This window comes from Halomonas sp. MES3-P3E (assembly GCF_002836035.1).
In the GTDB taxonomy this organism is placed as follows: domain Bacteria; phylum Pseudomonadota; class Gammaproteobacteria; order Pseudomonadales; family Halomonadaceae; genus Vreelandella; species Vreelandella arctica.
Window position 1 is genome coordinate 134,006 of the sequence record NZ_PJBT01000191.1, and the last position, 21,829, is coordinate 155,834.

At 55.4% G+C, this 21,829-nt stretch carries 18 protein-coding genes; 11 read left to right on the forward strand and 7 right to left on the reverse strand.

Annotated features, from left to right (window positions below):
- Window positions 1–741 (forward strand): phosphoglycolate phosphatase, encoded by a 741-nt coding sequence (locus CXF87_RS19545; protein ID WP_101147860.1) that lies wholly within the window; start codon window positions 1–3, stop codon window positions 739–741.
- 14 nt (window positions 742–755) lie between these two features.
- Here the strand turns inward: CXF87_RS19545 and CXF87_RS19550 are convergent, their stop codons facing one another.
- Window positions 756–1,670, reverse strand: a complete 915-nt coding sequence (locus tag CXF87_RS19550; protein WP_101147861.1) for a metal ABC transporter substrate-binding protein — start codon at window positions 1,668–1,670, stop codon at window positions 756–758.
- A gap of 382 nt (window positions 1,671–2,052) precedes the next feature.
- Between CXF87_RS19550 and CXF87_RS19555 the strand changes: the two genes are divergently transcribed.
- Genes CXF87_RS19555 through trpC form a run of 3 tightly spaced genes read left to right on the forward strand, consistent with a single transcriptional unit; the run spans window position 2,053 to window position 4,589 of the window.
- Complete coding sequence (locus CXF87_RS19555; RefSeq protein ID WP_101147862.1) at window positions 2,053–2,688, forward strand: anthranilate synthase component II; 636 nt, start codon at window positions 2,053–2,055, stop codon at window positions 2,686–2,688.
- 39 nt (window positions 2,689–2,727) lie between these two features.
- Entirely contained in the window at window positions 2,728–3,747 is a 1,020-nt protein-coding gene (gene trpD, locus CXF87_RS19560; protein WP_101147863.1) for an anthranilate phosphoribosyltransferase, read from the forward strand.
- A gap of 38 nt (window positions 3,748–3,785) precedes the next feature.
- On the forward strand, window positions 3,786–4,589 hold the full coding sequence (trpC, locus tag CXF87_RS19565) for an indole-3-glycerol phosphate synthase TrpC (protein ID WP_101147864.1): 804 nt from the start codon (window positions 3,786–3,788) through the stop codon (window positions 4,587–4,589).
- A gap of 43 nt (window positions 4,590–4,632) precedes the next feature.
- On the opposite strand, the gene ydiJ is transcribed toward trpC, so the two are convergent.
- Together ydiJ and CXF87_RS19575 are read right to left on the reverse strand one after the other, a co-directional pair.
- Window positions 4,633–7,758, reverse strand: coding sequence for a D-2-hydroxyglutarate dehydrogenase YdiJ (gene ydiJ / locus CXF87_RS19570; protein WP_101147865.1), 3,126 nt, complete (start codon window positions 7,756–7,758; stop codon window positions 4,633–4,635).
- 90 nt (window positions 7,759–7,848) lie between these two features.
- A complete protein-coding gene (locus CXF87_RS19575; RefSeq protein ID WP_101147915.1) occupies window positions 7,849–8,439 on the reverse strand; it encodes a DUF4202 domain-containing protein in 591 nt (196 codons plus the stop codon).
- Between the two features lie 177 nt (window positions 8,440–8,616).
- Between CXF87_RS19575 and serS the strand changes: the two genes are divergently transcribed.
- The gene (gene serS, locus CXF87_RS19580) at window positions 8,617–9,894 is read left to right on the forward strand and encodes a serine--tRNA ligase (protein ID WP_101147866.1); all 1,278 of its coding nucleotides are present in this window, start codon (window positions 8,617–8,619) and stop codon (window positions 9,892–9,894) included.
- Here the strand turns inward: serS and CXF87_RS19585 are convergent.
- Window positions 9,839–10,741 (reverse strand): SIMPL domain-containing protein, encoded by a 903-nt coding sequence (locus CXF87_RS19585; RefSeq protein ID WP_101147867.1) that lies wholly within the window; start codon window positions 10,739–10,741, stop codon window positions 9,839–9,841. The two genes, serS and CXF87_RS19585, sit on opposite strands and share 56 nt — an antisense overlap.
- A gap of 231 nt (window positions 10,742–10,972) precedes the next feature.
- Between CXF87_RS19585 and CXF87_RS19590 the strand changes: the two genes are divergently transcribed.
- Window positions 10,973–12,070, forward strand: a complete 1,098-nt coding sequence (locus CXF87_RS19590; RefSeq protein WP_008959555.1) for an AI-2E family transporter — start codon at window positions 10,973–10,975, stop codon at window positions 12,068–12,070.
- Window positions 12,071–12,158: 88 nt separating this feature from the next.
- On the opposite strand, the gene trxA is transcribed toward CXF87_RS19590, so the two are convergent.
- Window positions 12,159–12,482 (reverse strand): thioredoxin, encoded by a 324-nt coding sequence (gene trxA, locus CXF87_RS19595; RefSeq protein WP_008959554.1) that lies wholly within the window; start codon window positions 12,480–12,482, stop codon window positions 12,159–12,161.
- A gap of 372 nt (window positions 12,483–12,854) precedes the next feature.
- Here trxA and cysB point away from each other — a divergent pair, with 372 nt between their 5' ends.
- Window positions 12,855–13,829 (forward strand): HTH-type transcriptional regulator CysB, encoded by a 975-nt coding sequence (gene cysB, locus CXF87_RS19600; protein ID WP_101147868.1) that lies wholly within the window; start codon window positions 12,855–12,857, stop codon window positions 13,827–13,829.
- A gap of 13 nt (window positions 13,830–13,842) precedes the next feature.
- Here cysB and CXF87_RS19605 read toward each other — a convergent pair whose 3' ends face one another.
- Together CXF87_RS19605 and pabB are read right to left on the reverse strand one after the other, a co-directional pair.
- The gene (locus CXF87_RS19605) at window positions 13,843–14,463 is read right to left on the reverse strand and encodes a phosphoadenosine phosphosulfate reductase domain-containing protein (RefSeq protein ID WP_101147869.1); all 621 of its coding nucleotides are present in this window, start codon (window positions 14,461–14,463) and stop codon (window positions 13,843–13,845) included.
- A gap of 117 nt (window positions 14,464–14,580) precedes the next feature.
- Window positions 14,581–15,936, reverse strand: a complete 1,356-nt coding sequence (gene pabB / locus CXF87_RS19610) for an aminodeoxychorismate synthase component I (RefSeq protein ID WP_101147870.1) — start codon at window positions 15,934–15,936, stop codon at window positions 14,581–14,583.
- 347 nt (window positions 15,937–16,283) lie between these two features.
- On the opposite strand from pabB, the gene CXF87_RS19615 reads away from it, so the two are divergent.
- The 4 genes from CXF87_RS19615 to acnD all read left to right on the forward strand — a co-directional run bounded on the left by CXF87_RS19615 (window position 16,284) and on the right by acnD (window position 21,797).
- The gene (locus CXF87_RS19615; RefSeq protein WP_101147871.1) at window positions 16,284–16,970 is read left to right on the forward strand and encodes a GntR family transcriptional regulator; all 687 of its coding nucleotides are present in this window, start codon (window positions 16,284–16,286) and stop codon (window positions 16,968–16,970) included.
- A gap of 58 nt (window positions 16,971–17,028) precedes the next feature.
- A complete protein-coding gene (prpB, locus tag CXF87_RS19620) occupies window positions 17,029–17,919 on the forward strand; it encodes a methylisocitrate lyase (RefSeq protein WP_101147872.1) in 891 nt (296 codons plus the stop codon).
- A gap of 74 nt (window positions 17,920–17,993) precedes the next feature.
- The gene (gene prpC / locus CXF87_RS19625; RefSeq protein ID WP_101147873.1) at window positions 17,994–19,121 is read left to right on the forward strand and encodes a bifunctional 2-methylcitrate synthase/citrate synthase; all 1,128 of its coding nucleotides are present in this window, start codon (window positions 17,994–17,996) and stop codon (window positions 19,119–19,121) included.
- A 66-nt stretch (window positions 19,122–19,187) separates the two neighbouring features.
- Complete coding sequence (acnD, locus tag CXF87_RS19630) at window positions 19,188–21,797, forward strand: Fe/S-dependent 2-methylisocitrate dehydratase AcnD (protein ID WP_101147874.1); 2,610 nt, start codon at window positions 19,188–19,190, stop codon at window positions 21,795–21,797.
- Window positions 21,798–21,829 lie beyond the last annotated feature (32 nt).

A 21,829-nucleotide genomic window follows, 5' to 3' on the forward strand; every position in this document is an offset into this window, starting at 1 on the left:
ATGACGGTGCATTCCATACGATTGACAGAACGATATTCAGGACTACATTCAGCACTGCAGGGTAAGCGGCTGATTGCGTTCGACTTGGATGGCACGTTGATTGATTCGGTACCTGATCTTGCCGCCGCGGTGGCGCATGCTCTAAAGGCGCTTGATCTACGCCAGCCAAGCGAAGCAGAGGTGCGCGATTGGGTCGGTAATGGGGCGCCGGTATTAGTCGAAAGAGCCCTAACCTGGGCGTTACAGACACCGCCCACGCCCGCACTCCAGCAGCGCGGCTATGATACTTTTATGGATTACTATGGCGCCGCGCCCCATGTTCTCACAACGCTCTATTCGGGCGTTCAACAAGCGCTTCAGGGGCTGCACCAGCAAGGAATGACACTGGTGCTAATTACCAATAAGCCTGAGCGTTTTATTGAGCCGCTCTTACAGCACTTTGAACTGCTGGACTATTTTGCGCTCTGGGTGGGTGGTGATTCACTGGCTGAAAAAAAGCCTCATCCACTGCCGCTGCTGCATGCTGCCCGCATGTGCCAGATTCCAGCCGATGAATGTGTGATGGTGGGCGATTCCCGGCATGATATTGCTGCTGGTAAAGCGGCAGGCTTTACTACCGTAGCGTTACCGTACGGCTACAACCACGGCGAGCCAATCGAAGAGAGTCACCCTGACCTAGTGCTCTCTTCGTTAACAGAATTGCTGGCAACTACTTCCCAGACGACAAAGGCGATTGAGTAATGACAAAGGGCTGATTACTCGGCCGTTGCGCCGCCTAAAGCGGTATGCAGTACCTCTGCGTTATGACGCAGCATGGCCGAATAGTTGGCAGCTGGGCCATCTGTGCTACTCAGTGAATCGACATACAACGGCCCCGCGAGTGGAATTGAAGTCTCCCGAGCTAAAGCATCCATATGAATACTGGGTGTCGTGCTTTCAAAAAAGAGTGCCGAGAGACGTTTTGCAGCAAGTTGCTCGCTCATTTTGGCCATTGCCTGGGCACTGCCTTGGGTCTCATGATTAACGCCCCATATTCCCTGGGCTTGAAATGAGAAAGCACGTGCGAAATAACCAAAGCTTGCTTCACTAGTGATTAGTGTGCGGTTGGTTTGAGGGATACCATCGAGCCGCTCTTTCACCTCTGAGCTCAGAGTAGTCAGCGCTTTGCGAGCTTCTTCGGCGCGCGCATAAAACACATCTGCCTGCTTGGGCAGGTGCTCGGCCAGCGTGGCGGCAATCACATCAATGTAAGCGGCGGCGCCGGCGGGGTCCATCCACATGTGCGGATCTGGTTCGCCTTTATATTGCCCGGTCGAGATCATCAGCGGCGCGTAGTCGGCCTTTTTCGCCACTTCCACGAGGGTTAACTGATCGTCTGACATCGCTTCAATATGACGAATCCAAGGCTCTAAGCCCAACCCGTTATAAAAGACGATATGGGTCTCTTCTAACGCAAGCACATTGGGGGGTGTTAACTCCCAGCGGTGAACGTCTTCACCCACAGGAACAATGACATTGACGCTGACCGCGTCTCCTGCCACCCGTTTGACCAACTCCTCCATGACTGAAAACGAGGCAATAACGCGTAGCGTTGTGTTGGCATAGGCTGGCGCAGTGCTGATCAATGCGACAAATAAGAGCGTACACATCCAGGTAACCCGCTTTGTCATCTTACGCTCCTAACTTAATTGTAAACTAACGTAAATGTCGGTAGATAATAAAGACTGCGGTGGTTCGTTGCTAGTACCAATCTTCGGGCAGGTCGAGCGAGGTAAGGTATAAGGTTGGATTTCCTCTAAAGGAAAGTGCCACTATGCTTAATAGTCTTACACTCCTAAGCATAGCGTGCCTGATGACTGAACGAACGGTTTCTTCTGTGCGCCGCTGGTGAGTCCCATTTATGGGGCGGTTCGTAAGCTCGCTGGGGGAGCTTCTGATCATTACTGCCCGGCGCGGCACTTAACCCCTGCAACGCAGCGCCCGGTTGCGGTATCATCAAGTCATTAGTGGTTTCATCTGTGATCTGAATGACGCAACGGAGTAAGTGGGGCAATGGCGCAAGCTCAGTCGGGGCAGAAACTGTCAGCGCAGAATCAGCCAGCGCGTAAAGTGGTGATGATAGACAATTACGACAGTTTCACGTTTAACATCGTCCAGTACCTGGGCGAGCTGGGCGCGAAAGTAATCACTTACCTTAATGACGACATCACCATTGAGCAGATTGAAGCGCTGGCGCCGACGCACTTGGTGGTGTCGCCCGGGCCCTGTACGCCTAACGAGGCAGGTATCTCCATGGCCGCCATCGAACATTTTGCTGGCAAGCTACCTATTTTAGGTGTCTGCCTGGGCCATCAGGCGATTGGGCAGGTCTTTGGTGGCAAGGTCGTGCGCGCCCCACAGGTCATGCATGGCAAAACCTCTGCTGTACTACACGCGAACCAAGGTGTATTTGAAGGGTTGGATAACCCTGTTGAGGTGACCCGCTATCACTCTCTGGTCGTCGATAAAGCGAGCCTGCCTGACTGTTTGGAAGTCACTGCCTGGACAGGCGATGACGACGTTACTCCCGGCTTAGTCATGGGGTTTCGTCACCGCGAGCTAGATATTGAAGGGGTGCAGTTTCACCCCGAGTCGATTCTTACCCGCCAAGGCCATGAGCTATTGGCCAATTTTTTAAAACGCGGCTGATGGCCGGTTTCACACGCTTTTTTAGGGGCCCCTCTGCTCATGCAAATGCGAGACGCAATTAATGCGGTGATGCGCCGCGAAGACCTTTCTTTCGATGCCATGCACGCCTTGATGCGCCAAATCATGACCGGCGATGCTAGTGATGCGCAAATCGGTGGCCTGCTGGTGGGCCTTGCCATGAAGGGCGAAAGCGCCGTTGAAATCAGCGCTGCTGCCCAGGTCATGCGCGAGCTGATGAAACGCGTTGAGCTGCATGCTGAAAACGTTGTCGATATTGTCGGCACCGGTGGCGATGGCGCGAACCTGTTCAATGTTTCCACCGCTGCCAGTTTTGTTGCCGCTGCCGCTGGCGCACACGTGGCCAAGCACGGTAACCGCAGCGTTTCGTCGTCATCCGGTAGTGCAGACTTATTTGATGTGGCGGGTATCTACCTGGATCTTAAGCCTGATCAGGTGGCGCGCTGTATTGAGCAGGTGGGCGTTGGCTTTATGTTTGCCCCTAATCATCACCCGGCCATGCGCTATGCCATTGGGCCCCGCCGTGAAATGGGCGTGCGCACGCTGTTTAATATTCTGGGCCCACTGACCAACCCGGCTGGTGCTCCCAACCAGGTACTTGGCGTTTATGCGCCGGAGCTGGTACCGCTAATGGCAGAAGTGCTGAAAACCTTGGGTAGCCGCCACGTGATGGTGGTCCATTCAGACGATGGTTTGGATGAAATCTCCCTGGCAGGCCCCACCTTAGTCGCCGAGCTTAAGGAGGGTGAGATTACCCAGTACACCATTACGCCCGAAGAGCTGGGCATTGAGCGCCAGAGCTTGGCAACACTGAAAGCCAATAGCGCCGAAGATAGCCTGCGCTTAGTCAAGGCCGCGCTTTCCGGTGAAGGCGCCGCCGCCGATATGGTCGCGCTAAACGCTGGCGCCGCACTTTATTGTTCGGGCGTGGCGGATACCTTAAAAGAGGGGGTGATGGTGGCCCAGGACGCGCAAGCCTCCAAGCTGCCGCTCGAAAAACTCAAAGAGCTTTCGCACTTTACCAGCGTTTTTAAGCAGTAGGTTCTTAAACAAGATAAGTTTTAAAAAAAGAGATCAACATGACTCAACAGGCAACGCCAACTATTTTAACGCGCATTCTGGCTCGCAAAGATCAAGAAGTGGCTGAGCGTCGTCAAGCGGTTTCAGAATCAGACCTGCTCGCGCTAGGAGAGAAGCAGAGCGCCCCGCGTGGCTTTATTGAAGCGCTTAATACACGCATCGCAACGGGTGATCCGGCGATTATCGCCGAGGTGAAAAAAGCCTCTCCCTCGAAAGGCGTTATTCGTGAAGAGTTTCACCCGTCCGATATCGCCAAAAGCTATGCGCAAGGGGGCGCTGCCTGTCTATCGGTGCTCACCGATGCCGACTTCTTCCAGGGCCACGAAGACTACCTGATTGCCGCGCGGGATGTGTGTACGCTACCGGTGATTCGTAAAGACTTTATCACCCACGGTTATCAGGTCAGTGAAGCGCGAGCTATTGGTGCCGATTGCATCCTATTGATTGTCGCCGCCTTGGATGACTCACAGCTGCGTGATCTACACCAGCAGGCCAATCAACTGGGAATGGATGTGTTGGTAGAGGTGCACGATGCAGACGAGCTGGAGCGCGCCTTGGCGCTGGAGCTAAAGTTAGTGGGTATCAACAACCGCAATTTGCACACCTTTGACACCAGCCTCAATACCACGCTGGATCTGCTGCCGCGCATTCCTGAAGGCGTCACGGTGATTACCGAATCGGGTATTCATACCCGCGATGACGTTGAGCTGATGCGTGACCACAACGTTAACGGGTTCCTGGTTGGCGAAGCCTTTATGCGCGAAAGCGATCCGGGTTTGGCGCTGAAAAGGCTCTTTTTCTGATTGCTGAACTCAAGCAGCACCAAGCCTGACTACCGGAACCTCATCACTGCTGCTTCAGGGCTTTCAATAGGGCTTGAAGTGGGTGAGGTAGTTTTTGTGCCGAATAGCGCTTCACCTGGCTGCGGCAGGAGTAGCCGGTGGCCAGTAGCTTGCCTGTGTTTTCTTCGGCTTCCACCTGGGGCTGCCAAGACTGGGCGTAGATCGTTTTTGATGTAGCGGCGTTGCGGGTTTCGTGGCCGTAAGTGCCTGACATACCGCAGCAGCCGGTGGCCATCAGCTCAAGCTCTAACCCAAACGCCGAGAACACTTGCTGCCATGCTTTAGGGCTGCCCGGCGCGTTGGTTTTCTCGGTGCAGTGGGCGAGCAGCTTAAAGCCGGGGTCGGTTAGCTTTAGCGGGGTGGGCGCTAGCGTATTGATGCGGGTCGCCAGCCACTCTTGCAGCATCAGCACCTCCGGCACGGCTTCATGGCCTAACGCTTTGACGTACTCCTGGCGATAGGTGAGCGTCATCGCCGGGTCGATGCCCACCAGGGGAATATCAAAGCGGGCCAAGGTGCGTAGCCGCTCGGCCTGCTTGGCGGCGGTGCGCTCGAAGGCGCCCAGGAAGCCCTGTACCTGGAGGGGTTTGCCGTTAGCCGAATAAGGCATCACAAACACACGTAGATTGAAGCGCGAGAGTAGCTCCACCACGTCCATCACCAGCTTGGCTTCAAAGTGGGTGGTGAAGGCGTCCTGCACAAGTATCACGCTGTTGGCGCGCTGCTGTTCGGTTAACAGGGCCAGCGAGAGCGGTGTTGCCTCGGCGACGCCCCAGGCCTTCAACTGCTTTTTAACACTGGCCCGCGAGAGCGCCGGGGAATCGCTCATGCCCAGCGTGCGGCGCATTAGTTGCTTTACCCAACGTTGGCCAATTACCGCGTTATACAGCGGCGCCGCCTTGGCCAGGGTGGGCAGCATAAACTCGGTGCCACCAATCACATAGTCGCGCAGCGGGCGCAGGTAACGGCCGTGGTAGACCTCTAAAAACTGCGAACGGAACTGGGGCACGTTGACCTTGACGGGGCACTGCCCGGCGCAGGACTTACACGCCAAACAGCCCGCCATGGCGTCATAAACTTCGTGGGAGTAGTCGTGGTGCTGCTTGCGGCTTAGCGTATTCGCCACCCGTAGTGGAAAGCTTTTAATAAACCCCCAGCTGCCCTCGGCTTTTTTCTTCCGCGACTCCTCAACAACGTCGATCCCTGCTTGGGTCTGCAGGCGCAGCCATTCGCGGATCAGGCTGGCGCGGCCTTTGGGAGAGTGGCGGCGATCCCGCGTTGCCTTCCAGGAAGGGCACATGGGGTCATCAAGGTCGTAGTTGTAGCAGGCGCCGTTACCGTTGCAGTACACCGCGGCGTCGTAGGCCTGCCAGGCGTGCTCGTCGATGGTGCGGTCAAACTGGCCGCGCATGGGCACGCCATCGACCGTCAGCAGATCAGGGTCGCTATCCTTCGCGATTAGCTCACCGCTTTCGGCGGGCGAAGCGATTTTGCCAGGGTTGAGTTGGTTATAGGGGTCAAAGGCCGCTTTTACCCGCTGAAGACTGGGATAGAGCTCGCCAAAGAATTTAGGCGCGTACTCAGAGCGCACGCCTTTACCGTGTTCGCCCCACAGCAGGCCACCATATTTTTGGGTAAGCGCGGCGACTTCATCGGACACTGCGCGAATCAGTTTTTCCTGCTCGGGATCCTTCATATCAATGGCGGGGCGCACATGGAGTACGCCAGCGTCTACATGGCCAAACATCCCGTAGGAGAGCCCTCTGGCATCCAGCGCGGCACGAAATTCGGCAATAAAGTCCGCCAAGTGCTCCGGCGGTACGGCGGTATCTTCCACAAACGGAATCGGCCGTTTCTCGCCCTGCACGTTGCCGAGCAAACCGACCGAGCGTTTGCGCATACCGTAGACTTTCTGGATCTGCTCGCGCCCTTCGGCCAGGGTGTAGCCCAGTCGCTCTACGGTGGTGTCTTGGCTTAGATGGTTGGTGAAAGCGCGCACTCGTTCGGCGAGGGGGGCTTCATGGTCGTCATTAAATTCGATCAGGTTAATGCCGCGAATTGCCGTGTTAGCGGTTGCCGGGAAGAACTCCGCTACGCTGTCCCAGACGAAGTCTTCCATGGCCAGTTGCAGTACTGTGTCGTCGATGGTCTCTATGGAAGTCGGGCGCAGCGCCTGCGGCTGGTTTTGTGAAGAGCTAGCCGCCATGAGCGCTTTGGCATCCCGCAGTGCGTCCATAAAACTGGTGTAGCGCACATTAACCAGTGTTGAGTGCTTGGGGATTGGCAGCACGTTCAACACCGCTTCGTTCAAAAAGCCCAGCGAACCTTCCGAACCGCACAGCAGGCTATTGAGGTTTAGTTGCCCTTCATCATTGCGCAGGTGGGCCAAGTCATAGCCGGTCAGGCAGCGGTTGAGCGGCGGGAACTTGGCTGCAATCAAGTCCCGCTGCTGGTCGACAATGGCGGCGGCGGTGGAATGTACGCGGCCCAGAATGCCTTCCTGCTGGCATTCAGCCTGCTCTTCGTCACGTGTTAACGCACGGCTGTGCAGGTGCTTTCCACCGATCAGAATAGTATCGAGTTCCAAAACATGGTCGCGGGTTTTACCATATTCGCAGCTGCCCTGGCCGCTGGCATCAGTGGAGATCATGCCGCCGATGGTGGCGCGGTTAGAGGTCGAAAGCTCCGGGGCGAAAAACAGCCCGTGGGGTTTGAGCGCAGCGTTGAGCTGGTCTTTCACCACCCCGGCCTGTACACGCACTCGACGGTTTTCAGTGTCGATCTCGATGATCTTGTTCATGTGGCGTGATACGTCCACCACGATGCCGTCGGTAAGTGACTGGCCGTTGGTGCCGGTGCCGCCGCCACGTGGGGTCAACACAATGCCCCGGTGGGAGGTTTGCGCGGCTAGTCGGGTCAGGCGTTCAAGGTCTTCGGCATGCTTGGGGTAGACCGCCGCCTGGGGCAGGCGCTGGTAAATCGAGTTATCTGTCGCCAGCACCGTGCGGTTGGCATAGTCGGGGGCAATTTCGCCTTCAAATCCGCGAGTTTTGAGGGCTTGAAGAAAACGTAAATACGAATTTCCCAAGCGTTCAAACGGGGCGGTACGGGTATCCAAGGATGCAATCATAGTTGAGCAAGCCGTCAGTGCCGGGGGCGCAAAAAAAGAAGATGGCTACTTTACCGCAGCGACTGCCCGGCTGCACCTTACGGTAACACCTTACTCAACACCCAGGGCTTCTTTTACCAGCGCTGATGAGGCGTCTGACATCGGCAGTGCTAGCGCCAGTTCGTGGGCACGGGGTGACATTTTGCGCCAGGTCATCTGCACAATACGCACCATGTGGTCGTGCTCGATCTTGCGCGAGAAATCAGCAAAGTAGTTCTCTAGAAACACCAGGCAGGCGCAATCTTCCAGCGCTTGTACGTCTGGGTCGCGGCCTAAGCCTTTCTTGCCAATCATCTTCGCGGCTCGGGCGGCGTCTTGGTCCGCATAGCCTGCGTCGCGCATAAGTTGAGCGGTAGTATCGCCAGCACGAATTCCCTGATCGCGCCGCCAGGTTAAATAACCCACACGCCCTTCGGGGTACTCATCGCGCGGCACTAACCAGCGCTGCAAGTGCTGGGCGCGAACGGCCAGGCGCAGCACTTCATCTGGGGCATCGTGAACGCGGTCTAACCAGCCACTCATACGCTGGGCGTAGGCCAGCTCCTGGGGCATGGAGGTGCCATCGGCAAGCGTCGTGGAGCGCGGATCCTCGGCATGCAAAGCATCAATGGCGGCAAGCGTTTGATCAAAGGCAGTAGACATAGTTGCGTTGCTCGGCTTTGAGTGAATAAGGGCTAGGTTGCCGAGAAATCGCATGAATCACAACTGCAGCGTGACACTGCCCATAGCTCCCCGCCGCGCTTTTGCCTACAATAGTCGCCTTTCTGCACGTGCGTTGGCGCGTTGCTCTTATTGATTTCAGGCCAAGGGACAGGATTCATGCTCGATCCGAAACTGCTGCGCGGTGATCTTGACACGGTTGCTCAACAACTGGCCCGCCGGGGCTTTGTGCTTGATAAAGCGGGACTGCAGGCGCTGGAGTCGCGTCGCCGTGAGCTGCAAACGCAAACCGAGCAGCTGCAAAACGAGCGCAACATGCGTTCCAAAGCGATTGGTAAAGCCAAGGCTAACGGTGAAGATATTCAGCCGCTGCTGGATGAAGTCAGCGATTTGGGCGATCGCTTGGATAAAGCCAAGCGTGAGCTGGCCGAGGTGCAGGAGGAGTGGGACGACGCCATCAGCGGTATTCCCAACCTGCCCCATGAAAGCGTGCCGGAAGGCAAAAGCGAGAACGATAATGTTGAGCTGCACCGCTGGGGCACGCCGCGGGAGTTTGATTTCACGGTACTCGATCACGTCGATCTGGGTAAAAAATCGGGTTATCTCGATTTTGAGTTGGCAGCTAAGATTACTGGCGCTCGCTTTGCGGTAATGCGCGGGCCGATTGCACGCCTGCACCGGGCGCTGGCGCAGTTTATGCTGGACACCCAAACCGAACAGCACGGCTACGAAGAGTGCTACGTGCCCTATATGGTGAATCGCGAATCGCTCATGGGGACTGGCCAGTTACCGAAGTTTGGCGAAGATCTGTTCAAGCTGGACGATGAGCGCGAGTACCACCTGATTCCCACCTCGGAAGTACCGCTGACTAACTTCGTGCGCGATGAAATTGTCGAGCAGGCGGCATTGCCGATGAAGCTTACCGCGCATACACCGTGTTTCCGCTCTGAAGCAGGCTCACACGGCCGTGATACCCGCGGCATGATCCGTCAGCATCAGTTCGATAAGGTCGAGATGGTGCAGATCGTCGAACCGGAGAAGAGCTATGAGGCGTTGGACGAGATGCGTGGTCATGCGGAGGCAATCCTTCAGGCGCTGGATCTGCCGTATCGTGTGGTGACGCTGTGTACTGGGGATATGGGCTTTGGGGCGACTAAAACCTACGACTTAGAAGTGTGGTTGCCCAGTCAGGAAACGTACCGGGAGATTTCTTCGGTTTCCAACTGCGAGGATTTTCAGGCGCGGCGTATGCAGGCGCGTTATCGCCACCCGGATACCAAAAAGCCACAGTTGCTGCATACCTTGAATGGTTCTGGACTAGCGGTGGGGCGTTGCCTGCTGGCAGTGCTTGAAAACCACCAGCAGGCGGATGGGTCGGTGACTATTCCTGAGCCGCTACGTCGCTACCTGGGCGGCCTGGAGCATTTGGTCCTTTAAGCGCCCACACAACGTTAACGCCAGCATCAATACGAATGGTGCCAGGGCTGTAATCACTGGTGGCAGCGGATTGGCTGGCACCAGCGGCATCGCTCTCCGCCCGCATCGACATCATCTGCGGTTGGAAGATAGGTGATTGCGTTTCTTCAATGCGCTTCACATGGCCCAGTTCGGCATCCAGGCTATCGGCCATCAAGTTTGCCTTGTGCTGCGCTTTTTCTAGCGCTTTGACCAATGCTTCATCGGTGGCGGCATCACGGTCCTGTAGGTCGAATTGCACGCCGTCCAGCGAGTTAACGCCCGCTGCAATCAGTGCGTCTAACACTTCGCTTAACTGATCAAGGTCGGTAAGTTCGACGGTGATAGGGCGCTCCAGTCGTGTGCGCTGGAGTGTTTCATGTTCGCCGTCTTCGTTGCGCGGTCCTTGAATATGCTCTGGATAGACGTTAAGCGATCCAGCGTTGATGGCGTTGCGTTCAAGACCGGTGGCTTCCATTTTTTCGATTAATTCGCTGGCGCGGCTCTCTAAACGCTCGCGTGCATCACTAAGTGCGCTACTATCGCTCCCTTCCAAGGTGGAAAGGGCTGGCGTGTTTTCCCATAAGCGCGCGTTGAGGGTGGCCTTGTTGGGTTCTACCTCAACCCAAGACTGTGCTTGAACGTGCAGGCTGGGGGGCGCTTGGTGTGCCGGTGCCGCGTGAGCAAAAGGCGCACTTAGGAGTGCTAATAAGGTACCACCTAGCAGGCCGTAACCTAGAAGTTGAGAGCGTAGTCCTGAAGAACCTGACCTTTGAGAACCTAGTGTTTGAGAACCAGCGTTTTGAAGACTGAGTGGAATTGCTTTCATAAATGGCTTCCTAAGTAAGAGGGCAGCAGTGAGTGGACAGCCGCGCCGCCAAGTTAAATCATCGTTTTAAAAGCTGTTTCAAGAAGTTAGGGCAGACACAACTTGGAAGGGTAGTAGAAAAGAAAGTTCAGCAAGGAAGAGTGGACGCACAACAGTTGCTTATTGTTTGCACGGTTTGTGCACTATGATCAAAGCAGCCATTATGTACCAATAACAGGCTAGGGAAAGATTATGTCGAACGTGTCTGATGAGGATTACCGAAGTATTCCGCTCAATGCCACCTTGGCGCTTGCCGCGTTGGTAGTGATTATTGCTGGAATGAAAGTTGGTGCTGATTTACTGGTGCCGTTGCTACTGGCGATATTTATCGCGGTGGTGTGTACCTCGCCGGTGCAGTGGCTGCACCGCTGTGGTCTGAGCATGCGAATGTCGGCCTTTCTGACCTTAATGGTATTGCTGGCGTTTATATCGCTCATTGGTCTGCTAGTGGTTAATAGCTTTAGCACTTTTTTGACGGCGCTGCCGGAAATTGAGTCTCGGCTATATGAACAGTATTGGAACTTGCTTAATGCGCTCTCTTCACGCGGATTAGCAATCAACCCTGACCAGATCAACTCCCTCTTTGAAGGCGAGGATGAAGGCTCCTGGATGCCAGCGCTACTGAGCCAGCTTGGCAATCTCTTCATGCAGAGCATTATTGTTGGGCTGCTGGTCATCTTCATGCTGTTTGAGACGCTCAACGTGCGCGACAAAATATCTCGAGCACTGGAAAATCCCGCGCCCAGTTTGAAGCGTTTCAGTGAGTTCAGCTTAACGCTAAAGCGCTACCTTGCAGTTAAGACGGTAATTAGCCTTGCCACGGGTGCGCTGGTTTGGCTCTCTTGCTTGATTGTTGGTGTTGAATTTCCACTGCTGTGGGGGGTGTTAGCCTTTGCGCTAAACTTCATTCCTAATATTGGTTCTGCTCTGGCCGCCATACCGCCGGTGCTGTTACTACTGGTTGCCCAAGATGGCGGCGCGTTTCAGGCGATGCTGTTGGCATCGGCCTATCTGGTCATCAACTTTGTGCTTGGCAACCTAATTGAGCCACGGGTAATGGGGCAGGCGTTAGGGCTCTCCACTTTTGTGGCGTTTTTATCGTTGGTCGTGTGGGGCTGGATCTTTGGTGCGGCGGGGATGTTACTTTCGGTGGTGCTGACAATGACACTTAAAATCGCGCTTGATAGCCACCCACAAACACGCTGGATCGCTCGGCTGCTAGGGCCTGGGAGGCGGCGTATAAAGGATAGTAGGGCGAGTGACGCAAGCTTGCCGCCGTGGAAGCGCTGAAGTTGAGGTAAAGAGTAGTGATAACACTACCGCCGACAGCGTCGGCGGTAATTGTACGTACTAAATTGCACGTACTAAACGGCTGTCATCAGGCGTTCTGTTCGATGAACTGCGTCAGTTGTGATTTGGATTGCGCGCCAACCAGTGAGGCGACTTTGGTGCCTGCTTTAAACAGCATCACGGTAGGTACACCGCGTACGCCTTGCTCGGCAGCAATTTCAGGTGCATCGTCAACATTGACACTAACGACTTTCAGGCTGTCCTGACGCTCTGCAGCTACTTCATCAACGACCGGGGCCATGACTTTGCACGGGCCACACCAGGGCGCCCAGAACTTCATTAGCACAGGCTGTTCAGCGTTGAGGACTTCTTGCTCAAAATTGGCGTTGGTGACATCAACATTATTAGCCATTTGCTTCTCCCGTTTGCGTTGCTCTTACTGTTTCGTTGCCTCAAATGGAGCAACGGTCATTACGCGATCAATTGGCGCTCGTTCACCGCGCCTCATCTCTATCACGATAAGCGTGGTCAGATGTTAGCGGGCGCGGAGGTTGCTGGCAAATTTCCCGTGTGGTGATTTATCTGAATAGCAGAAATTAATGGATGCTGGTAGGAAGATTTTTTATAATATAAAAGTATTATCCATTGGTTTTTTATTCTATCTAGTGCTGTAAAGTGCCGCACCAGCGCCGCTTTCCATCAAACGCATCGTAGTAGCTGCGCAAGGATGTGTTTCAAAGCGCATCCTACATAGATCTGTTTAGAGAATAAATAAGGTGAGGATATGAAGCTACAACAGCTACGCTATATCTGGGAAGTCAATCGACATAACCTGAACGTCTCAGCCACGGCGCAAAGTCTATTTACCTCACAACCGGGGATCTCCAAACAAATTCGTTTATTGGAAGACGAGCTTGGCGTTGAGATTTTTGCCCGCAGCGGCAAGCACCTAACGCGAGTAACGCCTGCTGGCCAATCGATTATTGAACTGGCCGGGCAAGTGCTGCGCCTGACCGATAATATCAAGCAGGTTGCCCAGGAGCATAGCGACGAGCGTCGTGGCAGCCTGTCGATTGCAACCACACACACTCAAGCTCGTTACGCGCTACCACCGATCATTAGCGAATTCACGCTGAAATACCCTGATGTAGCCCTGCATATGCAGCAGGGGACGCCCAAACAGATTGCACAGATGGTTAGCGAAGGGCAGGCAGACTTTGCTATCGCCACCGAGTCACTGGAGCTGTTTACCGATTTGGTACTGCTGCCATGCTATCGCTGGAACCGCTGCGTACTGGTGCCTAAGGGGCACCCTTTAGCGACTCATGATGGCCCGTTGACCCTTGAGGCGCTTGGCGAGCATCCGTTGGTGACTTATGTGTTTGGGTTTACTGGTCGTTCTCAGTTAGATGATGCCTTTAAAGCGAAGGGGTTAACGCCTAACGTAGTGCTCACGGCAGCCGATGCCGATGTGATAAAAACCTACGTGCGCCTGGGAATGGGCGTGGGTATCGTGGCGCATATGGCCGTGGATGAGGCGCTTGACGATGACTTGGTAGCACTGGATGCAAGCCATCTGTTTGCCAGCTCCACGACCAAGATTGGTATTCGTCGTGGCACTTTTATGCGCGGCTATATGTATGACTTTTTAGAGCGCTTCGCGCCTCACTTAACCCGTGACCGTGTGGATGAAGCGCTAACAGCAGGCCCACGCCATGAACAGTCGCTGTTTGATGACTTAGACCTGCCCGAGTATTGATTATTGACGAGTATCAGTGCTGTAAATGCAGCCCGCATTCGCGCTTCTCTTCCACCTTTGTGGGGTCAAAGTAGTCGAAGTTGTTGGGTAGGTTATGCGCCTGTAGGTACTGATACATATCTTTAGCGCTCCACTGTAGCAGCGGGGCCACTTTTAACAGGCCGTCGCTGTTGCGGCTAACCGCCTGCATTTTGGCGCGTTCGGGGGTGTCTTCAGCGCGTAGCGCGGTAAACCATACGTCAGGCTGCATTTCACGCAACGCACGCTCGAAAGGTTCGAGTTTCACTTCCTGAGTAAAGGCTGCATGGCGCGGGTCGTCAATGCCCGGCATGGGGCCGTCCAGCGCTTCGCGGTGGGCGCGAGTACGACGGGGCACAAAGCTGACGATATTGAGGTTGAGCTGTTTTATCACCTCGTCGGCGAATTGATAGGTCGCCTCGGTGTTGTAACCGCTGTCCATCCAAACAATTGGTATATCCGGGCGTACCTGGCTGACCATGTGCAGAATCACCGCCTCAAAAGGGCGAAAGTTAGTGGTGCAGATAGGCCGCGCGCCCTGGGCTAATGCCCACTCAACCAAACCCTGCGGGTTGTTAGCAAATTCGTTATTGATCGCTTCAAGCTCTGAGGACATGCTGCCTCCTGTTCGGGTGTAGAGTTATGGTGACTAGGCTATCAAACCCGACCCCTGACGCCCCAATACCGTTTAGTTAGGCTTTTATATTCCTTTTAGATATAGAAATTTAATTGCTTATTCCAGGGCGCCAATTAGGTGGCGAATCTTATCCAGTGTTTCGGTGTACTCTTCGTCCGCTTGTGAGTCTGCCACTAAGCCGCCGCCGCCCCATACATGCAATCTTCCCGCCTCGGCAACCATCGTGCGAATGGCGATGGAGGTATCCATACTGCCGCGTACATCGACATAACCTAAGCTGCCGCAATAGACGCTGCGCTGGCAGGGCTCTAATTCATCAATAATCTGCATGGCGCGAACCTTGGGTGCGCCGGTAATCGAGCCGCCGGGAAAAGCGGCTTCAAGAAGTGACAGTGGGGTATAGCTATCGGCCAGCGTTCCCTGCACGACGCTAACCAGGTGGTGCACGTTGGGGTAGCTCTCCAAGCGGCACAGCTGCGGCACGCGAATGGAGCCAGGCTTACACACGCGGCCTAAGTCATTGCGCAACAGGTCAACGATCATCACATTTTCAGCGCGGTCTTTAGTGCTGCTCAATAGCTGTTCCGCTAACGCCTGATCTTCTTCTGGCGTTGCGCCCCGCGGACGGGTGCCTTTGATGGGCCGCGTTTCGACTTCTCTATTGCGGCATTGGATAAAACGCTCCGGCGAAAGTGAGAGAACGGCTTTATCTCCCCAGGCCATGAAGCCCGAAAAAGGCGTGGGCGTTGCCTGACGCAATCGCAGGTACGCTTGCCACTCATCCCCCTCATAGTCGGCATAAAAACGCTGCGCTAAATTGATCTGGTAGCAATCTCCCGCCCGTATATAGCGCTGCACGGCGTTAAAACCCGAGACGTACTGGTCATGGCTAAGCTCGGCCTGAAAGGCATTATTAAGTGCAAATGTGCCTGGCTGGTCTGGTGACGTGGCAAGCCAGGTTTTTACCTGGTCACGACGTTCCGGCGTGGCAATTAACCATGCCTGCTGGGCCACGTGATCTAGCGTAATACACCAATCGTAAAGTCCTAGGCGGGCTTGTGGTAGTGCGACCGGGCTCGTTTGACCGCTAGGTATTGATAAGGTTTTACGTCCTAAATCGTAGCCCCAATAGCCAATCAAACCGCCAAGAAAAGGGAGTTCACTGAGCTCATTAGGAATATCTAACTGATCCAATAGCCACTGCTGCAGCGCAAACGCATCGTTGGCTAGGTGTGGTGGAGGGCTGAACTGATGAGATGAGAGGCTCGGGTTGCCGTCGCTCGTCACTTCCAGCGTAGCCAGGGGGTCGCTGCTGATAATATCAAAGCGACCATTGGCAATCGGGCGACCACTATCGAGCAGCACCGCGCCGGGTCTGGCGCGCAGGCGGGCGAATACACCCAAGGGGTCGGGTGAATAGGGCAGGGAAGTCATCGACAACGCCTTGATCATTAAACAAACGCCTCGCCAGTAAAGGGCGAGCCATTTTAGAGGGGCGTAGGCAATGACACCAGTGTTAGACGCCTGTCGCATTTAACGCTATGCAACCGCAACCCACCACTCGTTACCTAACAATAACTGCTTGATTGTTGACAGAGCTGATCTGATTTTCCCTATCAGTACAACGAAAGGCGTACAAAATCGGCTATCTAGGCTAGTTGACGGTTCAAATGACACGCGCTAGAGTTTGTTTACTTTTCAATTGTCGACAATTAATCATGGCAACACTCGCTTCTAACTCGTCTACTGCCGCCAACGCTTCCTCAGCAACAGCAGGTTCTGAGGCAACCGCCTCGGAAATGGCTGTACCCGAAGTACGCACGCTCGCAGAGCGGGTATTTCATCAATTGCAGGATGCCATCGTGCGCGGCGAACTCGCCCCTGGAAGCAAGATCACTGAACCGGGGCTTTCCAAGACCTATGGTATTTCACGCGGGCCGCTGCGCGAAGCGATGCGTCGCCTGGAAGCACACCGCCTGATTGAGCGAGTTCCTCATGTAGGCGCGCGCGTGGTTCAACTCTCAATGAAAGAGCTTCTAGAGCTGTTTGACCTGCGTGAAGCTCTGGAAAGTATGGCGGCGCGCCTGGCGGCGGAGCATATGTCGCCGGAAGAGGTGCAAGGTTTGCGGGATGTACTGGCGCTGCATGAAGGACAAGCCGACCTGAAACGCGGCGAAGCTTACTACCAGCGCGAAGGCGATCTCGATTTTCACTACTGCATTGTTCAGGGCAGCCATAACAAAATGCTGATGAACCTGTTGTGCGACGATCTCTACTATCTCGTGCGCCTTTATCGCACCCAATTCAGTGCCAGTGGCACGCGACCGCAGCGGGCTTTCGTGGAGCACCATCGCATTGTGGATGCCATTGAAGCCGGGGACGCCGAGTTGGCCGAGCTGTTGATGCGCCGTCATGTCAGCGCCTCCCGCGCCAATGTGGCGGATCGCTATGCAGCTTCTCTCGAACAGTCAGCGTCCAAATCGTAACGCTCTCAATTATACAGCTAAAACATAACTAAAAAATTAACAACAGGAGAAACTCCTCATGTCCCAGATGACTCCCGGCGCCCGTTTTCGGGCCGCGCTAGAAGCGAATCGTCCGCTACCGATACTCGGCACCATCAATGCCTATACAGCACTGATGGCTGAAAAAGTCGGTCACCAGGCTATCTACCTTTCCGGTGGCGGTGTCGCCAATGCATCGTTCGGCCTGCCGGATCTGGGCATGACGACCATGAATGATGTGGTGGAAGATGCTCACCGTATCTGCGGCGCGACCGAGCTGCCGCTGCTGGTGGATATCGATACCGGCTGGGGCGGTGCTTTCAATATCGCCCGCACCGTGAAAGAGATGCAGCGTGCTGGTGTCGCCGCGGTGCACATGGAAGATCAGGTCGCGCAAAAACGCTGCGGCCATCGCCCCAATAAGGCAATTGTCACTCAGCAGGAGATGGTCGACCGTATCAAAGCCGCCGCCGATGCCAAGATCGACTCCGAATTCTATTTGATTGCCCGTACCGATGCGTTTCAAAAAGAGGGTCTCGATGCGGCCATTGAGCGCGCTAATGCCTGCGTTGAAGCCGGGGCGGATGCTATTTTCGCCGAAGCCGTTCACACACTGGATGATTACAAAGCTTTCTGTGAAAGGGTCAACGCGCCGATTTTGGCCAACATCACCGAGTTCGGTGCTACCCCGCTATTTACTCAAGCGGAGCTTGGCGACGTTGGATGCCGCATGGTGCTTTACCCGCTCTCCGCGTTCCGCGCTATGAATGCCGCGGCACTGCAGGTCTATCAAAGCATCTTCGACAACGGCCATCAAAAAGACGTTGTGCCAATGATGCAGACGCGCGATGAACTCTACGATTTTCTGAACTACCACGACTTTGAACAAAAGCTCGATGCACTGTTTGCCGAACAGGGCGACGACCAGTAAGTCAAACGCCAGTTAACGTTCGATCATATTTGAAAGACACAATTTAAAATAAAAGCAGTAACAGGAGACTCACCATGGCTGATAAACCCGTGACAGGTGCAGGATTGCGTGGCCAGAGCGCCGGTACCACCGCGCTGTGTACGGTAGGCAAAACCGGCTCAGGCCTGACCTACCGTGGATTTGATATCAAAGAGCTCGCCGAAAAAGCCAAGTTTGAAGAGGTTGCTTACCTGCTGCTAAAAGGCAAGCTGCCCAACCAGGGTGAATTAGATCACTACATCAGTAAGCTCAAAAACCTGCGCGGTTTGCCCGATGCGTTGAAAACGGTGCTTGAGCAGATTCCTAAAGATGCTCACCCGATGGATGTGATGCGCACCGGCACCTCAATGCTGGGCAATCTAGAAACCGAGGAGAACTTTGATCAGCAGCAGGACGTGGCCGACCGCCTGCTAGCGGTGCTGCCCTCGATTATTTGCTACTGGTATCGCTTCTCTCATGACGGTGTACGCATTGATACTGAAACGGATGATGACTCGGTAGGCGGTCACTTCCTCCATATGCTGCGCGGCGAACCTGCTTCTGAACTGCATGCCCGGGTCATGAACGTCTCGCTGATTCTTTACGCCGAGCACGAATTCAATGCCTCTACCTTCACAGCACGAGTTTGTGCCTCAACGCTTTCCGATATGCACTCCTGCGTGACCGGTGCGATTGGTTCGTTGCGCGGCCCGCTACATGGCGGCGCCAACGAAGCGGCCATGGCGATGATCGAGAATTGGCAGTCGCCGGAAGAGGCGGAAAGCAAGATCATGGGCATGTTGGAGCGCAAGGACAAGATCATGGGCTTTGGTCATGCGATCTACCGCGAGTCCGATCCGCGCAACGCGATTATCAAGCACTGGTCCAAGAAGCTCTCCGACGACGTAGGTGACAAAGTGCTTTACCCGGTTTCCGAGCGGGTCGAAGCGGTAATGTGGCGCGAGAAAAAGCTGTTCTGTAACGCGGACTTCTTCCACGCCAGCGCATACCACTTTATGGATATACCCACCAAACTGTTCACGCCGATTTTTGTCTGTTCGCGGCTGACTGGCTGGGCGGCACACGTATTTGAGCAGCGCGCCAATAATCGCATCATCCGCCCCAGTGCCGATTACACCGGCCCCGAGAAGAGCGAGTGGGTGCCGATAGAAGCGCGAGACTGACCTGCGTGATGCCCGGTGGCTTGGCTACCGGGCTTTTTTCAGCCCCTTCTTGTGAGTCTGCCTGTTATGAATACCCAATACCGTAAACCCCTGCCTGGCACAGCGCTTGAATTTTTTGATGCTCGCGAGGCGGTGGAAGATATCCAGCCCGGTGCCTATGCTCAGCTGCCCTATACCTCGCGTGTGCTGGCCGAGCAGTTGGTGCGCCGCTGTGATCCAGCACTGCTCACTGATGCGCTGAAACAGCTGATCGAGCGCAAGAGTGACCTGGATTTTCCTTGGTACCCGGCGCGTGTCGTCTGCCACGATATCCTCGGCCAAACCGCACTGGTCGATTTGGCCGGGCTGCGTGACGCCATCGCCGAAAAGGGCGGCGATCCCGCCAAGGTTAATCCGGTGGTGCCCACCCAACTGATTGTCGATCACTCATTGGCGGTGGAGCACGCAGGCTCAGAAGAGGGCGCCTTTGAGAAAAACCGTGCCATTGAAGATCGTCGCAACGATGACCGTTTCCATTTTATCAACTGGACCAAGACGGCATTCGAGAACGTCGATGTGATTCCCCCCGGCAACGGCATTATGCACCAGATCAATCTGGAGAAGATGTCACCGGTGGTGCAGAACCGCGACGGCATTGCCTATCCCGATACCTGTGTGGGGACCGATAGCCACACGCCGATGGTGGACGCACTCGGCGTTATCTCAGTAGGCGTGGGTGGCCTGGAAGCCGAAAGCGTGATGTTAGGCCGCGCTTCCATGATGCGCTTACCGGATATCGTCGGCGTAGAGCTGACCGGCAAGCTGCAACCAGGGATAACTGGCACCGATATGGTGCTGGCGATTACCGAGTTCCTGCGTAAAGAGCGCGTCGTCGGGGCGTATCTGGAATTTTACGGCGAAGGTGCCGATGCGCTCACCGTGGGTGATCGCGCCACGATTTCGAATATGACCCCCGAATACGGCGCGACCGCGGCGATGTTCTACATCGATGGCCAAACCATCGACTACCTGAGGATTACCGGCCGTGAAGATGAGCAGGTGGCGCTGGTCGAAACCTATGCCAAGCACACCGGCCTCTGGGCGGATAGCCTGACCGAGGTTGAGTACGAGCGGGTGCTGACCTTTGATCTTTCGTCGGTGACGCGCACCCTGGCGGGGCCCTCCAACCCTCACGCTCATTTGCCCACGTCAGAACTGGCACAGCGCGGTATTGCGGTAGGGCTTGAGGCAGCGCGGGAAGAGGAGAAAGCGGGCAGAATGCCGGATGGCGCGGTGATCATCGCCGCCATTACCAGCTGCACCAATACCTCTAACCCGCGCAATATGGTCGCCGCCGGGCTGATCGCCCGTAACGCCAATCGGCTCGGTCTGCTGCGTAAGCCCTGGGTGAAGTCGTCGCTGGCGCCGGGCTCGAAAACCGTCAAGATGTACCTGGAAGAAGCCGGTTTGATGAGCGAGCTGGAAAATCTTGGCTTCGGTGTCGTCGCCTATGCCTGCACCACTTGTAACGGCATGTCCGGGGCGCTGGAACCAAAAATTCAGCAGGAGATTATCGAGCGCGACCTCTACGCAACCGCCGTGCTTTCAGGTAATCGTAACTTCGATGGCCGTATTCATCCCCACGCCCAGCAGGCGTTTTTGGCATCACCACCGTTGGTGGTCGCTTACGCCATTGCAGGCACGATTCGCTTTGATATTGAAAAAGACGCATTAGGTGTTGATCAGGCGGGGAACCCCGTCACTTTGAAGGATATCTGGCCAGCGGATGAAGAGATCGACGCGATCGTCAAATCATCGGTGAAGCCGGAGCAGTTCCGCCAGACCTATATTCCCATGTTCGACTTGGATAAGAGCGCCCGCGCCCAGGTCAGCCCTCTGTATGACTGGCGGCCCCAGAGCACTTATATCCGCCGTCCGCCGTACTGGGAGGGCAATATGGCCAAGGTACGAACTCTTAAAGGCATGCGGCCGCTGGCGATACTGCCGGACAATATCACGACCGATCACTTGTCGCCCTCCAACGCGATACAGCTCAACAGCGCGGCGGGTGAGTACCTGGCCAAAATGGGCCTGCCGGAGGAAGACTTCAACTCCTACGCCACCCACCGCGGTGACCACCTGACTGCCCAGCGCGCTACCTTCGCCAACCCGAAGTTGTTCAACGAGATGGTGCGCGATGCCGACGGCAAGGTAAAACAGGGCTCGCTGGCGCGGGTAGAGCCCGAAGGCGAAGTGACCAGAATGTGGGAAGCGATTGAAACCTATATGGCGCGTAAGCAGCCGCTGATTATCATTGCCGGGGCGGATTACGGCCAGGGCTCTTCACGGGACTGGGCGGCCAAAGGCGTGGCACTGGCAGGCGTAGAAGCGATTGCCGCCGAAGGCTTTGAACGTATCCACCGCACCAACCTGATCGGTATGGGGGTGATGCCGCTGGAGTTTGAGCCGGGTACTACACGCATGACACTCGCTCTGGATGGCACCGAAACCTTCGATGTCGAAGGCGCCGTTTCGCCAGGGGCAATGCTCACGCTGGTAATCCACCGCCAACGCGGAGACAGCGAGCGCGTCGCGATGAAGTGCCGTTTGGATACCGCCGAGGAGGTGTCAATTTACACCGCTGGTGGCGTACTGCAGCGCTTCGCCCAGGATTTCCTCGAATCGACGGCAGCTTAAAACCGTATCTGGCCAAGAGAGCCCGGTGTCTT

Excerpts from the sequence above, each read along its gene's own strand:
- CXF87_RS19585 (WP_101147867.1), bottom strand. The coding sequence starts at position 10,741 with ATGAAAGCAATTCCACTCAGTCTTCAAAACGCTGGTTCTCAAACACTA.
- prpB (WP_101147872.1), top strand. The coding sequence starts at position 17,029 with ATGTCCCAGATGACTCCCGGCGCCCGTTTTCGGGCCGCGCTAGAAGCG.
- prpC (WP_101147873.1), top strand. The coding sequence starts at position 17,994 with ATGGCTGATAAACCCGTGACAGGTGCAGGATTGCGTGGCCAGAGCGCC.
- ydiJ (WP_101147865.1), bottom strand. The coding sequence starts at position 7,758 with ATGATTGCATCCTTGGATACCCGTACCGCCCCGTTTGAACGCTTGGGA.
- CXF87_RS19575 (WP_101147915.1), bottom strand. The coding sequence starts at position 8,439 with ATGTCTACTGCCTTTGATCAAACGCTTGCCGCCATTGATGCTTTGCAT.
- CXF87_RS19605 (WP_101147869.1), bottom strand. The coding sequence starts at position 14,463 with ATGTCCTCAGAGCTTGAAGCGATCAATAACGAATTTGCTAACAACCCG.
- trxA (WP_008959554.1), bottom strand. The coding sequence starts at position 12,482 with ATGGCTAATAATGTTGATGTCACCAACGCCAATTTTGAGCAAGAAGTC.
- pabB (WP_101147870.1), bottom strand. The coding sequence starts at position 15,936 with ATGATCAAGGCGTTGTCGATGACTTCCCTGCCCTATTCACCCGACCCC.
- trpD (WP_101147863.1), top strand. The coding sequence starts at position 2,728 with ATGCAAATGCGAGACGCAATTAATGCGGTGATGCGCCGCGAAGACCTT.
- CXF87_RS19550 (WP_101147861.1), bottom strand. The coding sequence starts at position 1,670 with ATGACAAAGCGGGTTACCTGGATGTGTACGCTCTTATTTGTCGCATTG.
- cysB (WP_101147868.1), top strand. The coding sequence starts at position 12,855 with ATGAAGCTACAACAGCTACGCTATATCTGGGAAGTCAATCGACATAAC.
- serS (WP_101147866.1), top strand. The coding sequence starts at position 8,617 with ATGCTCGATCCGAAACTGCTGCGCGGTGATCTTGACACGGTTGCTCAA.
- trpC (WP_101147864.1), top strand. The coding sequence starts at position 3,786 with ATGACTCAACAGGCAACGCCAACTATTTTAACGCGCATTCTGGCTCGC.
- acnD (WP_101147874.1), top strand. The coding sequence starts at position 19,188 with ATGAATACCCAATACCGTAAACCCCTGCCTGGCACAGCGCTTGAATTT.
- CXF87_RS19590 (WP_008959555.1), top strand. The coding sequence starts at position 10,973 with ATGTCGAACGTGTCTGATGAGGATTACCGAAGTATTCCGCTCAATGCC.
- CXF87_RS19615 (WP_101147871.1), top strand. The coding sequence starts at position 16,284 with ATGGCTGTACCCGAAGTACGCACGCTCGCAGAGCGGGTATTTCATCAA.
- CXF87_RS19545 (WP_101147860.1), top strand. The coding sequence starts at position 1 with ATGACGGTGCATTCCATACGATTGACAGAACGATATTCAGGACTACAT.
- CXF87_RS19555 (WP_101147862.1), top strand. The coding sequence starts at position 2,053 with ATGGCGCAAGCTCAGTCGGGGCAGAAACTGTCAGCGCAGAATCAGCCA.